Source organism: Nocardiopsis halotolerans DSM 44410 (assembly GCF_000341065.1).
GTDB lineage: Bacteria > Actinomycetota > Actinomycetes > Streptosporangiales > Streptosporangiaceae > Nocardiopsis > Nocardiopsis halotolerans.
In genome coordinates, this window is sequence record NZ_ANAX01000160.1 from 1 (window position 1) to 14,120 (window position 14,120).

Annotated in this window: 11 protein-coding genes; 8 read left to right on the forward strand and 3 right to left on the reverse strand. The window is 72.9% G+C overall.

The window, feature by feature from the left end; all coding sequences use genetic code 11:
* Positions 1 to 35: 35 nt before the first annotated feature.
* Positions 36 to 1,331: a coenzyme F420-0:L-glutamate ligase gene (locus tag D455_RS0111870; protein WP_017570943.1), complete on the reverse strand. Its 1,296-nt coding sequence runs from the start codon at positions 1,329 to 1,331 to the stop codon at positions 36 to 38.
* Complete coding sequence (cofD, locus tag D455_RS0111875; RefSeq protein ID WP_017570944.1) at positions 1,328 to 2,317, reverse strand: 2-phospho-L-lactate transferase; 990 nt, start codon at positions 2,315 to 2,317, stop codon at positions 1,328 to 1,330. The genes D455_RS0111870 and cofD overlap by 4 nt, the downstream gene beginning before the upstream one ends.
* Positions 2,318 to 2,561: 244 nt before the next feature.
* Here cofD and D455_RS35895 point away from each other — a divergent pair, with 244 nt between their 5' ends.
* The 4 genes from D455_RS35895 to D455_RS0111895 all read left to right on the forward strand — a co-directional run bounded on the left by D455_RS35895 (position 2,562) and on the right by D455_RS0111895 (position 9,730).
* Complete coding sequence (locus D455_RS35895) at positions 2,562 to 3,875, forward strand: hypothetical protein (RefSeq protein ID WP_017570945.1); 1,314 nt, start codon at positions 2,562 to 2,564, stop codon at positions 3,873 to 3,875.
* 239 nt (positions 3,876 to 4,114) lie between these two features.
* Positions 4,115 to 4,402, forward strand: coding sequence for a WhiB family transcriptional regulator (locus tag D455_RS0111885; protein WP_013154770.1), 288 nt, complete (start codon positions 4,115 to 4,117; stop codon positions 4,400 to 4,402).
* 300 nt (positions 4,403 to 4,702) lie between these two features.
* The gene (locus tag D455_RS30145; protein WP_051064626.1) at positions 4,703 to 8,098 is read left to right on the forward strand and encodes a glycosyltransferase family 2 protein; all 3,396 of its coding nucleotides are present in this window, start codon (positions 4,703 to 4,705) and stop codon (positions 8,096 to 8,098) included.
* Between the two features lie 3 nt (positions 8,099 to 8,101).
* A complete protein-coding gene (locus D455_RS0111895; RefSeq protein ID WP_017570946.1) occupies positions 8,102 to 9,730 on the forward strand; it encodes a DUF5719 family protein in 1,629 nt (542 codons plus the stop codon).
* Between the two features lie 56 nt (positions 9,731 to 9,786).
* On the opposite strand, the gene D455_RS0111900 is transcribed toward D455_RS0111895, so the two are convergent.
* Complete coding sequence (locus tag D455_RS0111900; RefSeq protein WP_026122546.1) at positions 9,787 to 10,182, reverse strand: metallopeptidase family protein; 396 nt, start codon at positions 10,180 to 10,182, stop codon at positions 9,787 to 9,789.
* A gap of 237 nt (positions 10,183 to 10,419) precedes the next feature.
* Between D455_RS0111900 and D455_RS0111905 the strand changes: the two genes are divergently transcribed.
* The 4 genes from D455_RS0111905 (at position 10,420) to D455_RS0111920 (ending at position 14,081) form a co-directional block, all read left to right on the forward strand.
* On the forward strand, positions 10,420 to 10,815 hold the full coding sequence (locus D455_RS0111905) for a DUF3499 domain-containing protein (RefSeq protein WP_026122547.1): 396 nt from the start codon (positions 10,420 to 10,422) through the stop codon (positions 10,813 to 10,815).
* 123 nt (positions 10,816 to 10,938) lie between these two features.
* Positions 10,939 to 12,327, forward strand: coding sequence for a phosphomannomutase/phosphoglucomutase (locus D455_RS0111910; RefSeq protein WP_017570949.1), 1,389 nt, complete (start codon positions 10,939 to 10,941; stop codon positions 12,325 to 12,327).
* A gap of 64 nt (positions 12,328 to 12,391) precedes the next feature.
* A complete protein-coding gene (locus tag D455_RS32845; protein ID WP_017570950.1) occupies positions 12,392 to 12,568 on the forward strand; it encodes a Trm112 family protein in 177 nt (58 codons plus the stop codon).
* Between the two features lie 154 nt (positions 12,569 to 12,722).
* Positions 12,723 to 14,081 carry a protein kinase domain-containing protein gene (locus tag D455_RS0111920; protein WP_026122548.1) on the forward strand — a complete coding sequence of 453 codons (1,359 nt, stop codon included), beginning with the start codon at positions 12,723 to 12,725 and terminating at the stop codon, positions 14,079 to 14,081.
* Positions 14,082 to 14,120: the final 39 nt, after the last annotated feature.

A 14,120-nucleotide genomic window follows, 5' to 3' on the forward strand; every position in this document is an offset into this window, starting at 1 on the left:
GGCGATGACGGGCCGAGGCAGAGCCCGCGTTCCGCCTACCGCACGGTGACGAAGTCCTCCGGGTCGCGCGGCGGCCTCTCCCCGGGCGCCTCGGCCGGGTGGCCCACGGCCACCGCGCCCATCGGCCGCCAGTCCCCGGGTACCTCCAGCACCTCGCGCACCACGTCCGCGCAGAACATGGTCGAGGAGACCCAGGCCGACCCCAACCCCTCCACGGCCAGTGCCACCAGCAGGTTCTGCACCCCCGCGCCCATCGCCACCAGGAACATCGACCGCTCGGCGTCGGCCCGGCGCTCGTCCGGGTAGGGGTGTGCGCCGTCGGCCACCAGGAACGGCACCACCAGGTACGGCGCGCCGCGCAGCACGTCCCCGCGCCTGGTGCGCCGGGCGATCTGCTCCTCGGTGAACCCGTCACCGCGCAGGTCCGCCACCCACGCCTGGAGCATCGCGTCCAGCAGCCGCTTCCTCGTGCGCGCCGACTCCACCAGCACGAACCGCCACGGTGTGGTGTGGTGCGGCGCGGGCGCCGTCACCGCCGCGGCCACCGCGCGGCGTACGAGCTCCCCGTCCACCGGGTCGTCGGTGAACGACCGCACCGTGCGCCGGGCCGGGACCACGTCCCGCGACCCGTAGCGGAACAGGTCGGCGTCGGCCGGGCGGACCAGTGCGGCGGCGCCCGGCCCGTCCTCCCCGGTGACCAGTCCGTCCAGGCCGCTGACGACCGCGACCGGTACCCCGCTCGTCTTGCCCTTGACCAGTTCGCCCGCCCCGGCGATCTCGTCGGCCACCGCGTTGACGGTCGCCTCCATGAGGTTGCCGTGGGCGTCGGTGGTGCCCCGCAGGTCCTGCACGGCGGACAGCCCGGCCACGCCGATGGCCACGTCGGTCTGCCCGACCCGCCACGGCCGCCCGAAGGTGTCGGAGACGATCACCCCGACGTTCACGCCCAGGCGCTCGCGCAGCCCCGCGCGCAGTGCGCGCGCGGAGGCGTCGGAGTCCTCGGGCAGCAGCAGCACGGTTCCGGGTTCGACGTTGGAGGCGTCCACGCCGGCGGCGGCCATGACCAGTCCCTGCCGGTTCTGCACGATCCGCGTCCTGCCCGCCCGGGCCACCACCCGCACGGTCTCGGAGGCGACGGCCTCCTCTCGGTCCATGCGCCGGGCACGGCCCTCGGCCTTGCTGACGATCTTGGAGGTGACGACGAGCACGTCGCCGTCGACCAGGGGGACTCCGGAGGCGGCCACGGCGTCGGCGACCAGGGAGGTCAGGTCGTCGCCCGAGCGCACCTCGGGAACGCCGTCGAGTCCGCGCACACGCAGTTCGGCGCTCAACCCCGCTCACCCCTCCGCTCCGCCAGTTCCACCGCCAGGTCCACGGCGGCCCGCGCGATCGCCTCGGTGGCGGCGGGGTCACTCATGTAGAGGGGGCGCGAACGCACCTCGACGCCCTCCACCTCGGTGCCCGCGTCGGCCTCGTCCACCAGCCAGCCGTCCAGCAGGTCGGCGCCCAGGTGCTCGGCGACCGGGCCCGCGCCGGTCTCCACCCCGATCGCGGTCAGGCAGGCGTCGGCCATGCCGCGTACGGGCGCGCCGCCGATGATGGGGGAGACGCCCACGACGGTCCTGTCCACCATGGCCTCGCGGATGCCGGGGACGCCCAGGATGGAGCCCACGCTGACCACCGGGTTGGACGGGGGCAGGATCACGGCGTCGGCCTCGGCGATCGCGTCCAGCACACCGGGGGCGGGTTCGGCCTTCTCGGCTCCGACGCCGACGATCTGTTCGGCGGGCAGGGCCGCCCGGTGTTTGATCCACCACTCCTGGAAGTGGATGGCCCGGCGGCCCTCGTCACCGTTGACGACCACGTGCGTCTCGACCTGGTCGTCGGTCATCGGCAGCAGCCGCACGCCCGGCCGCCAGCGGTCGCACAGCGCCTCGGTGACCGCGGAGAGGGGGTATCCGGCCGCGAGCATCTGCGTCCGCACGATGTGGGTGGCGGTGTCCCGGTCGCCCAGGCCGAACCAGGTGGGCTTCATCCCGTAGGCGAGGAGCTCCTCCTTGACGGTGAACCCCTCGTCGGTCCTGCCCCAGCCCTGTTCCTCGTTGATGCCTCCGCCCAGGGTGTACATCACCGTGTCCAGATCCGGACAGATCCGTAGTCCGAACAGGGTGATGTCGTCACCCGTGTTGCCGATGACGGTGATGCTGTGGTCCGTGGTCTGCTCTTCTGTGGCCGCCGTGCCGGTTCCGAGCGCAGCCCTCAGGCCGCGGAGGAACCGCGCGCCGCCGATACCGCCAGCCGGTACGACTATCCGCATGCGTCCAAGTCTGGCAGGCTGGGGGCGTGTATGGGTCGTCTGCCCCGCCGCGGGCGCGGCCCACACGTGACCGTTTCGGTACCGGGAGTCCGTGAACTCCGGTGCGTCGGTCGCCATCCCACACCTCGGCCCCGCCCGGTGTCCCCACACTCCGCCCCGGACGCGGCCGATTCACCTGACAGTCTGACGACATGCCGAGCCTCCGCCGAAGCGACGGCGAAGCAGCAGTAGAGGGGACCCTCTCTTGAAAAACGAAACTCTAGAGCGCCTGCGCCTCCCCGGGGCCTGGGTCCTGATCGGGGCGGTGGGCGCGTCCATGCTCTCCGGTCTGATCGGGCTGATCTCGGGGTCGAGCTACCCGGGTTCCTTCTCCTCGGCGATGACCGGGGCGGGAGGCGACTTCTTCGGCCTCGGCGTCGTGGTGCCCCTGGCCGCGGCGGTGGCCCTGGTGCTGACCAGCGAGCGCACGCGCCCCTCGGCGCAGCCGGTCGTCCTCGTCGCCATGGTCATGAGCGGCGTGGGCCTGCTGTTCGCCCTGATCAACCTCATCACCGTGTTCGTGTGGGCGTCCGAGATCGACAGCATGGGTTCGGGCTTCGCGGGCTTCGTGGACACGCTCGGCTCCGGCGCCGTGCTCGGGATCCTCGGCTTCGCCCTGCTGAAGGTCTTCACCGACCCCACCCTCATCCCCAGGGCCGCGCCCCAGCCGGGCGTCTACCCCCAGCAGTACCCGCCCGCCACCGGCGCCCAGCAGTCCTTCGCCCAGCCCGCCTACCCGGCGCAGGACGCCTACGGGCAGCCGGTGGTCGACCCGAACCAGACCGGTTCCGGTCAGCAGTACGGTGCGGACGCGGCGGCGCAGCAGCAGGCGGTCTACGGTCAGCAGGCCTACGACCCGTCGCAGCAGCAGTACGGCACGGGTGCCCAGCAGGCGTACGGGGCGACCTACGGGACGGACGCCGCCCAGCAGCAGTACGCGGACCCGAACCAGACCGGCTCTGGTCAGCAGTACGGTGCGGACGCGGCGGCGCAGCAGCAGGCGGTCTACGGTCAGCAGGCCTACGACCCGTCGCAGCAGCAGTACGGCACGGGTGCCCAGCAGGCGTACGGGGCGACCTACGGGACGGACGCCGCCCAGCAGCAGTACGGCACCGGTGCCCAGCAGGGCTACGGCCAGCAGTACGGCACCGACGCGTCCGGTCAGCAGGCCGCCTACGGCCAGCAGGGCGAGTACGCCTACGACCCCTCCCAGTACGCTCCGCAGGGCGCCGAGCAGCAGGTCGCCGGTGAGCAGGCGGCCCAGGACGCGATCCAGTACGGCTGGTACCAGGGTTCCGACCAGGGGCAGCAGGCCCAGCAGGCGCAGAACACCCCGTCCGAGAGCAATCTTGATCCTTTCTTTAACTCGGGCGAGAACACCGGTACCCAGACGCCCGGACAGGGTGGGGGAACCTACGGGGACCAGTACGGAACCGGTGCCGGATACGGCTCTGACCAGCAGGGACAGGGCGGAACTGGTGGACAGCAGGGCTGGTACGGCAGTGAGGACCAGCGCTGATCCGGTTCCGGGAGCTCACGCTCTCCACCACCTTGGAAGGTCGTGAATTGCGTGGTAATCCACAGAACGGACATCACTGGACTGCCGTTGGCGGGCCGTCGCATGATATTCAGTGGATTACCACGCAGGGCGCTTGACTCTCAGCAAGCGACCCACGTGTCATTTCAAGGTGGGATTGCCTCCGGCCCGGGGGACGAAAAGGGCCGGGGAGCATCTATGGGGGGCAACAGGAGGTGCGCATGAGCGAGGTCATCCCGCTGGCGCACGGCTCGGATGAGGATCTGGGCTGGCAGGAACGTGCCCTGTGCGCGCAGACCGACCCGGAGGCGTTCTTCCCCGAGAAGGGCGGCTCGACACGGGAGGCCAAGAAGGTCTGCCAGTCGTGCGAGGTACGTGCGGAGTGCCTGGAATACGCGCTTGAGCACGATGAGCGCTTCGGTATCTGGGGGGGACTCTCCGAACGCGAGCGCCGGAGGCTGAAGAAAGCCGCCGGGGGGGATTTCGATTTCCTGGCGGAGATGCTCTAGGGCCGCGTGAGTACGCGCGTCCGGGCCGAGGGCCCGGGCGCGCGTTTTTTCGTGTCCGCCGTCCTTCCCGGACACGCGGTGATTGCGCCGGGCACGATCGTGGTCGGGAATGCTCCGATATGGCCGGAGCACGTGACCTGTGACGAATAGGCACGCAATGGTGCCGGGTGGCGTATCGTGATGTCCCGCGCCCGCGAGCCGCACCGGCGCGCGGAAGGCGCCCTCCGGCCCCACGCGGCCGGACCCGCGGCGGACCCGAACGGGACCGCGCCCCTTTCCCGGAGAGAACCCACCACAGCCGTGCATGACCAGGATTTCGCCCGCCACGTCGTCACCGCGGTCATCGTGTCCCACGACGGCGCCCGCTGGCTTCCCGAGACGCTGGAGGCGCTCCGCGCCCAGTCCAGGCCCGTGCAGCGTGTGGTCGCCGCCGACACCGGAAGCACCGACGGCAGCGCCGACGTCCTGACCGGGTTCCTGCCCTCGGGGGCCGTCGTCGACCTGCCCGCGCGCACCGGGTACGGCGACGCCGTCCGCGCGGCCCTGGATCTGCCGCGCTCCACCAGCGCCGTACGCGGCTTCGACGAGGACGCCACCGAGTGGATCTGGCTGATCCACGACGACCTCACCCCCGAGCGGGACACCCTCTCCCACCTGCTGGCCGCCGCCGACCAGGATCCCAGGGCCGCGGTCCTGGGGCCCAAGCTGCGCGACTGGTTCGACCGGCGCCTCCTGGTGGAGGCGGGCGTGACCATCGACGGCGCGGGCCGCCGCGAGACCGGTCTGGAGCAGCGCGAGTTCGACCACGGCCAGCACGACGGCACCCGCCAGGTCCTCGCGGTGTCCAGCGCGGGCATGCTCGTCCGCCGCGACGTGTGGGACCGCCTCGGCGGCTTCGACCACTCCCTGCCCCTGTTCCGCGACGACATCGACTTCTGCTGGCGGGTGGGCGGAGCCGGGCTGCGCGCCATCCTCGTCACCGACGCGGTCGCCTACCACGCCGAGGCCTCCGCGCGACGCCGCCGCCCCATCACCGCCACCCGCAACCACCCGCGCCGCGTGGACCGCCGCCACGCCGTCTTCGTGCTGCTGGCCAACCTGCCCCTGGGCGGCATGGTGGCCGCCCTGCTCCGCAACTCCGTGGCCTCGCTCCTGCGCGTGGTGATGTACCTGCTCATCAAGCAGCCCGCCAACGCCCTGGACGAGGCCGCCGCGATCACCCTGGTGTACCTGCGGCCCTTCCGGCTGGTGCGCGCCCGCTTCCGGCGCCGCCGTGACCGCCGCCGCACCTACAGCGCCATCCGGCCCTTCCTCGCGCGCGGCGTGGCCCTGCGCCAGTTCCACGACGCGGTCACCGGCGTCCTGTCCGGCGAACCCGTCGGCAACACCCCCGGCCGCCACCAGGCCGTCACCGCCCCTCCCACCACCGAGGACGACGAGGCACCCACCGACACCACGAGTTTCGTGCGCAGAGTGCTCCTCAAGCCCGGATCTCTCCTGGTCATCGGGTTGACCCTGGTCACCCTCGTCGCCGAGCGCTCCCTCCTCCTGGGCGACCTCCTCGCGGGCGGCGCCCTGCCCCCGGTCGCGGGCACCGCGGGGGACCTGTGGGACCTCTACCTCTCCGGCGGCCCCGACAACGGCCTGGGCTCCGCGGGGCCCGTCCCGCCCTACGTCGGCCTGCTCGCCCTGCTGTCCACCGTCACCCTGGGCAAGCCCTGGCTGGCCGTCGCGATCGCCCTGCTGGGCTCCGTGCCCCTGTCCGGGCTGACCTCCTACCTGCTCGCACGCGAGGTGCTCGGCTTTCGCCCCGCGCGCCTGTGGATGGCCGCGACCTACGCCCTGCTCCCGGTGGCGACCGGCGCCATCGCCCAGGGGCGCCTGGGCACCGCCCTGGTCCACGTGCTGCTGCCGGTCATGGGACTGCTGCTGGTGCGGCTGGTGTCGATGCCGCCCAAGCCCTCCCGCAGGGCGGCCTGGGGGCTGGGGCTGGTCCTGGCGGTGACCACCGCGTTCGTTCCCATGGTGTGGTTGCTGTCCCTGGTCACCGGTCTGCTGGTGGCGGTGTCCTTCGGCCACCTGGGACGCCGGATCTACGTCAGCGTCACCCTGAGCCTGGCCGTCCCCGTCGTGCTCCTGATGCCGTGGACGCTCGAACTGCTCCTACACCCCAGCCTGTGGCTGCTGGAGGCCGGACTGCACCGCCCCGAACTGTCGGAGCCGGGCGCCACGGCACGCGAACTGCTCCTGCTCTCGCCGGGCGGCCCCGGGACCCCGCCCTTCTGGGTCACCGCCGGGTTCGCCGCCGCGGCCCTGTGCTCCCTGCTGCTCCTGCGCAACCGCATGTTGGCCGCCGCCGGATGGTCGCTCGCCCTGTTCGGCGTCCTCGTCGCCATTCTGACCAGCCGCGTCGTCATCGAGCCCTACTACGGGGGACCCCCGGCGCCGGTCTGGCCCGGCGCGGCCCTGGCCTTCGCCGCCACGGCGATCCTGCTGTCGGCGGCGACCGCCGCGCGCTCCTTCGGTGAGATGGTGCGGCTGGGAGGACTCCGGCGGATCTTCGCCCTGGCAGTGGGACTGCTCGCCCTGACCACCCCCGTCTGCGCCGCCGCCCTGTGGATGTGGAACGGCGTCCAGGGGCCCCTCACGGCCCACGCCGAGCCCGTCGTTCCCGGCGCGCTGACCGGGGCCAACGCGGACGGGACACGGCCGCGCACCCTCGTCGTCACCTCCGACGGGGCTGGTGCCGTGGACTACCTGGTGGTACGTGGACGCGAGCCGCACCTGGGCGAGGAGCACATCGTGTCCGAGCCCGGGATCCGGGAGGCGACGGATCGTGCCGTGGCCGAACTCTCCGCGGGCCAGGGCGGCGACCAGAGCCACGTCCTGGCCGACCTCGGCATCCAGTACGTGCTCTCCCCCCACCCGAACCTCAGCGGTCCCGCCGACGTCACCATGATCGACACCCTGGACGGCGCTCCGGGACTCGAACGGCAGTCGCTGTCGCGGCACTACGCCCTGTGGCGGCTGACCGTCCCGACCGGCGCCCTGCGCGTGGTCGCCGAGGACGGCGTCGACTCCGAGGCCCTCACGCTGGAGGGTTCCGGGGACGACATGACCGCCGAGCTCCCCGACGGCGACACCGGGCGGCGGCTCGCCCTGGCCGAGGCCGCCGACAACGGTTGGCGGGCCACCCTGGACGGCGTCGAGCTGCCCCCCGTCACCACCGAGACGGGCACCCAGGCCTGGACGCTGCCGGTGGACGGCGGCCAGCTGCGCGTCTGGCACACCGACCACGTCCGCGCGGCCTGGCTGCTCACACAGGGAGTCCTGCTCGCCGTGGTCGCCGTCCTGGCCGCCCCGGGGGTGCGCACCGAGGAGGAGGCGCGGCTGATCGGGTCCACGCCCGCGCCCCGGCCACGGCGTCCGGAGCGGCTGCGCGTCACCTCGCGGCGGGGTTCACGGGCCCCGACCCGCCGCTCCGGCGGCGACGGCCCGGACGAGGGCGGCGAGAGACCCGGGGAGGGCGGCGGCGGATCCGCCGCCGGGGTCGGGGACACCGGGGCCCTGCCCACCACCCGGGGCGGAGGCCGCCGCAGGGGTACGCGTGGTACGAGGCGCGCCCGGGGGCGGCGACGCGCGGACGGTGGGTCCGGCAGGGGCGCCGGGGCGTCCGGGAACGAGCGGGAGGACTAGGCGGTGCGACTGATCGTGGAGAACCGGTTCGCCCTGTTCGGGCTCGTCTCGCTCGCCCTGGCCGCGCTGTTCGGCGTCGCCTTCGTGACCGGACCGGTCACCGCCGAACTGGGCGTCACCGAGCCGGGCACCGTGCGTCCCGACCACACGGTGCGGGTCTGTCCCGTCCCGCACGAGTCGGGGGAGAGTTCCGTGGCCGCGTTCGCCCCGAGGGTGAGTCGCGACGACGAGGGCGAGCTGTGGGCCGAGCCGGTTCCCCCGGTCCCGGGGGAGAGCGACACAGAGGAGGGCACGGAGGGGAGCACCGGGGCCGCGGAGGGCGGTGAGGACGGCACGGACACCGAGGACGGCGGGGCCGCGGAGGGCGGTGAGGCCGCCGAGGGGGAGGCCGTCGGAGAGGACCTGACCGAACCGGGGCGCGTGTGGGGCGCCGACACCGACGGCGCCGACGAGCCCACCGCCATCCGCGCTCGGGGTTCCCTGGCCTCGGGTCTGGACGCCGCCCAGACCACCCTCTCGGACGGATCCGCCACCGAGGTGCGCTGCCTCGAACCCTCCATCGGAACCTGGTTCGCCCTGCCCGGTGGGGACGACACCGAGGGCATGCGGCTCGACTCGGTCACCGTCCACCTCACCAACCCCGAGGACTCCCGGGCCACCGTCAGCGTGGACGTCCACACCGAGGGCGGTCCCTCCCACTCCCCTGAGAGCCGGGGGATCTCCCTGCCCGCCGGGTCGTCCACCGAACTGGACCTGACCGAACTGGTCCGGGGTACGAGCGCCGTCGGGCTCCACGTACGCACCAGCACCGGCCGCGTCGCGGCCTCCCTGCTCGCCGAGCACTCCTCGGGCTCCGCCGACTGGGTGCCCCCCACGGCCGGACCCGCCCGGGAACACGTGATCCCCGGCGTCCCCGGCGGCGGGGGCCGCCGGAGGCTGTTCGTGACCGCTCCGGGCGACGCGCCCGTCGAGGTGCGCGTCCACACCGTCGCCTCCGTCCCCGAGGACGGTGAAGGAGAGGACGGCGAGGCCCGGGGAACGGCCGGGGACCCGGTGGCCCTCAACGTGCCCCCGGCGGCCTCGGCCTGGCTCACCCTGGAGAGCCTCCTGGGAGAGGAACCCGGCACGGTCGTGGTGGAGGCGGACGCGCCCGTGGTCGCCGGTGTCGCCGCGGAGGCGGTCGCCGGTGAGGGCGAGGACGTCGAGGTGGTCGAGACCGCCTACACGTCCGCCGTGCCGCCGCTCAGCTTCCCGCTGGACACCACGGCGGTCCTGCCCGACATCCCCGGGGGCGCCGACACCGAACTCCTGCTGGGCGCCGCCGGAGGAGACGCCACGCTGATGGCCACCAGGATCGGTGCCGACGGCACGCAGGGGGACGCCGTGCGCATGGAGGTCGCCGCGGGGACCACCGCCGTGGTCGGGGCCCGGGACGGGGGCTGGGGGGAGCCCCCGGGCAACGCCGAGGGCGGATACGCGGTCCGTCTGGAGATCCTGGACGGTTCCGCCCCCGTCCACGTCGCACGCGTGCTGCGCGACGGTGACGCGCTGAGCGTGCTGCCGGTGCGGCCCGCGCCGGTGCGGACCGCGCTCCCGGTGGTGCGCGACAGCATGGTCGGGGTGGTTCCCTGAGCAGCGTCGTCCGGCCGCCGGGCGTCACGGGCCGGGCGGGAGGGAGGAGCCGGCGGTCAGCCCTCGGGGTCGACCGACTCCGGTTCCACGCCGAGCAGGTTGGCGACCTCCTCGACCACCGTCTCGTGGACGAGGAGGGCCATCTCCTCGGGATCCTTCGTCCGGATCTCCACCGGACGCCGGTACACCACGATGCGGGCCCGGCCCGAGGGATCGTTCTCCAGCCGGGAGAACGGGATCGTCTCGGTCAGGGTCCCGTGGGGCGGGATCGGAGGAACGTCCTCCACGAGGAAGTCGACATTCGCCAGCTCGCGTGCCCACAGGCGTTCGAGGCGTTCGACGGCGTCCAGGACAAGGTCGTCGAAGGCCTGTGCCCGGCTGCGGAACACCGGCAGGTCAGAGGGCACGAGAGGACCGCGGATGCCTCGGCCGCGGCGGTCCCGGCGCCGCACTCGGTCTGGTTGGCCACTGGAAAGGCGCACTCGTCGCACACTTCGAGACTAAGCCATCACGGGCCTCGCGCGTAGCCCCGGTGACGGGGAAAGCGCCCAGGGGGCCGACACGGCTCCCGCGGGGCCGCCGGGCGCCGGTGGCGGGACGGCACGCTGGGGACGCCGGAGGAGCACAAACGGACCAGCTCATGGAACGATGCTGGCGTGTCCCTCAGTAAAGGCATACAGTCGAACGCTGTGAGCCCTGTTCGACGCTGCTCCCGTACCGCCTGTAGGCAGCCTGCCGTCTTCACGCTCACGTACGTCTACGCGGACTCAACGGCCGTCCTCGGCCCACTCGCCGCCTACGTGGAACCGCACTGCTACGACCTCTGCGCCGTGCACGCCGACCGACTGACGGCACCGCGCGGTTGGGAGGTCGTCCGGCTCCCGGTCGAGACGGCGGGCGGCGGCCCGGGCAGCGACGACCTGGAGGCCCTCGCCGACGCCGTACGTGAGGCGGCCCGCCCGCCTGCCCGCCAGGACCCCTCCGAGGACGTCGGAGAGGGCACCGAGACACTGCGCCGCAAGCACCTGCGCGTGGTCAGGTCCGACCTGGGCGAGCAGCAGTCCCCCCGCCACCCCGGAGGCTAGGCGGTGTCCTCGCCCTCCGGACGGGTGCCGGACCCCACGGGGACGGCTTGCTAGTTTTGTACCGCGCGCGGCCCGGCCGCGCGGGACCGAACGTGGAGCAGGACCGATCTGGCCGGAGAAGACGTGGCTGACCTCGCAAGCATCTTCAAGGCATACGACGTACGCGGAGTGATCCCCGACACCTTCAACGCGGACATCGCCCGGGCGATCGGGGCGGCCTTCGCCCGTGTGGTCGGCGGCGACGCCGTCGTGGTGGCCCACGACATGCGCCCCTCCTCACCCGAACTGGCCACCGCCTTCGGCGAGGGCGTCACCAGCCAGGGCCTCGACGTGGTGTTCGCCGGACTCGGCTCCACCGACCTGCTCTACTACGGGTCGGGCCACCTGGACCTGCCCGGCGCGATGTTCACCGCCAGCCACAATCCGGCCGAATACAACGGCATCAAGATGTGCCGAGCCGGGGCGGCCCCCATCAGCGGCGACACCGGCCTGGACGAGATCCGCCACCTGGCCGAGGAGAGCATGGCCGCCCCGGAGGCCCCCGGTGAGGCCGGTGGCCCGCTCGCCCACGACGGCCCCGCCGGGACCGTCACGCGACGGGACCTCCTGCCCGGCTACGCGGACTACCTGCGCGAGCTGGTCGACCTGTCGGGCATCCGACCGCTCAGGGTGGCCGTGGACGCGGGCAACGGCATGGGCGGCCACACCGTCCCCGCCGTCCTGGACAAGGGCCTGCCGCTGGAGGTCGTCCCGCTCTACTTCGAGCTGGACGGCACCTTCCCCAACCACCCGGCCAACCCCCTGGACCCCGACAACCTGGTCGACCTCCAGGCGAAGGTCCGCGAGACCGGCGCCGACATCGGTCTGGCCTTCGACGGCGACGCCGACCGCTGCTTCGTCGTGGACGAGAACGGCGACGCGGTCCCGCCCTCGGCCATCACCGCGCTGGTCGCCGCCCAGGAGCTGGAGCGCGAGCCGGGCGCCACCGTCATCCACAACCTCATCACCTCCAAGGCCGTCGCCGAGATCGTGCGCGAGAAGGGCGGCGAGCCCGTGCGCACGCGCGTCGGCCACTCCTTCATCAAGGCCACCATGGCCGAGACCGGCGCGATCTTCGGCGGAGAGCACTCCGCCCACTACTACTTCCGCGACTTCTGGCGGGCCGACACCGGTATGCTCGCGGCGATGCACGTCCTGCGGGTCCTGGGCACCGACGACCGGCCGCTCTCGCGGATCGCCGAGGCCTACTCGCGCTACGCCGGGTCCGGCGAGGTCAACTCCGAGGTCGCCGACGCCCCCGGGCGCATGGCCGCGGTACGCGAGGCGTTCGAGGGCCGGGACGGCGTCACCGTCGACGAACTCGACGGCCTGACCGTCTCCCTCTCCGACGGGGCGTGGTTCAACGTCCGCGCCTCCAACACCGAACCGCTGCTGCGGCTCAACGTCGAGGCCCCCGACGAGGCGTCCATGGCGGCTCTGCGCGACGAGGTCCTGGCCATCGTCCGCGCCTGACCGGGCATCATGGGTGGGGGAGGGCCCGGCTCCCTCCCCCACCCACCACACGAGGAACGAGAACATGAGCACGAAGATCGAGGACTGGCTGCTGGAGATCCTGGCCTGCCCGCAGAGCCAGGCCCCGCTGCGCCACGACCCCGAGACCGACGAGCTGGTCTGCGACGAGAGCGGTCTGGCCTACCCGATCCGGGACGGCATCCCGGTCCTGCTGGTCGACGAGGCGCGGAAAATCGGATGAGGCCGGAGGGAACGCCGCGGGCGTTCCATCAGTCATAACGATCGTGGCGGGGTGCGAGAGGTCCCCCGGGACGTGAGGGGACGCACCACCGCGTTCCCCGCAACCCGTACCCTGGTCATGCGCGCCCTCTCACCCGACCTCCCGGAGGACACCGATGCCCGGTCCCGAGACGCTACAGCCGAGCGACCCCTCCTCGTTCGGCGAGTACAGCGTGACAGGACGGCTGGGCAAGGGAGGCCAGGGCATCGTCTACCTGGCGGAGGACGCCGACGGCGAGCAGTACGCGGTCAAGGTCCTCAACGACCAGTGGTCACACGACAGTGACCTGCGCAGGCGCTTCGAGAAGGAGGTCCGCGCGGCGCAGAAGGTCGCCTCCTTCTGCACCGCCGCGATCATCGACGCCCAGCTCGACAACGACCCGCCCTACGTGGTCAGCGAGTTCGTGCAGGGCAAGGACCTCCAGGAGACCATCGCCAAGGGCAGCACGCAGAAGGGATCCACCCTCCAGCGGCTCGCGGTCTCCACCGCCACCGCCCTGGTCGCCATCCACAAGGCGGGCATCGTCCACCGCGACTTCAAACCCGGCAACGTGCTGCTCGGTCCGGACGGCCCCCGGGTCATCGACTTCGGTATCGCCCGCATGGACGACGGCACCGCCACCATGACCAACTCGATCGTGGGCACGCCCTCCTACATGGCGCCCGAGCAGATCGAGGGCCGCGGGGTCACCGACAAGTGCGACATCTTCGCCTGGGGTTGCGTCATCGCGTTCGCCTCCACCGGTCACGCCCCGTTCGGCGCCGACACCGTCCCGGCGGTGGTCCACCGCGTGGTCAGCGCGCCCCCGGAACTGACCGGCATGGACGAGACCCTGCGGCCGATCGTGGAGTCCTGCCTGGACAAGAACCCGGACAACCGGCCCAACGCCCAGACGCTCCTCATGCGCCTCCTGGGCCACGACGGGCCGGACACCTCCGGGCCCTCCACCGACGACGCCGTCAAGCAGGGTGAGCAGATCGCCCAGACCGGCCTCGTCACCGGTGGCCAGATGCCCTTCCACCCCCAGCAGCCGCCCACGGGGCCGCAGGCGGGCGCCGGGTACATGCGGCCCAACGCCCCAACGCCCCCTCCCGGGATGCCCGGCCACCCGGTCAGCTCCGATCCCCGCCACGGGTTCGGCCACCCCGGTGTCTCCAACCCCAGGCCAGGGATGCCGGGCCACCCGGGCGTCTCGAACCCGCAGCCGGGCATGCCCGGCCATCCGGGCACCTCCAACCCGCGTCCGGGCGCGCCCGCGTATCCGCCCCCGCCCCCCGGCATGCCCCCCGGCCCCGGGAACCCCATGGCCACGGGGGGAATGAACCCGAACCAGACCTACGCCCGGCCGCAGCAGCCCATGCGGGGCCCGGCCCAGCAGGAATCGGTGCTCCAGCAGAGCTGGGTGATCCCGGCGGTGCTCATCACCATCGTGATCCTGCTGCTGGTGCTGCTCCTGCTCGCCCTGAGCAACTGACCGCCCCGAGCGACCGGCCCCCGCTCCTCGGCCGACCCC

Excerpts from the sequence above, each read along its gene's own strand:
- D455_RS0111885 (WP_013154770.1), top strand. The coding sequence starts at position 4,115 with ATGAGCGAGGTCATCCCGCTGGCGCACGGCTCGGATGAGGATCTGGGC.
- D455_RS32845 (WP_017570950.1), top strand. The coding sequence starts at position 12,392 with ATGAGCACGAAGATCGAGGACTGGCTGCTGGAGATCCTGGCCTGCCCG.
- D455_RS0111920 (WP_026122548.1), top strand. The coding sequence starts at position 12,723 with ATGCCCGGTCCCGAGACGCTACAGCCGAGCGACCCCTCCTCGTTCGGC.
- cofD (WP_017570944.1), bottom strand. The coding sequence starts at position 2,317 with ATGCGGATAGTCGTACCGGCTGGCGGTATCGGCGGCGCGCGGTTCCTC.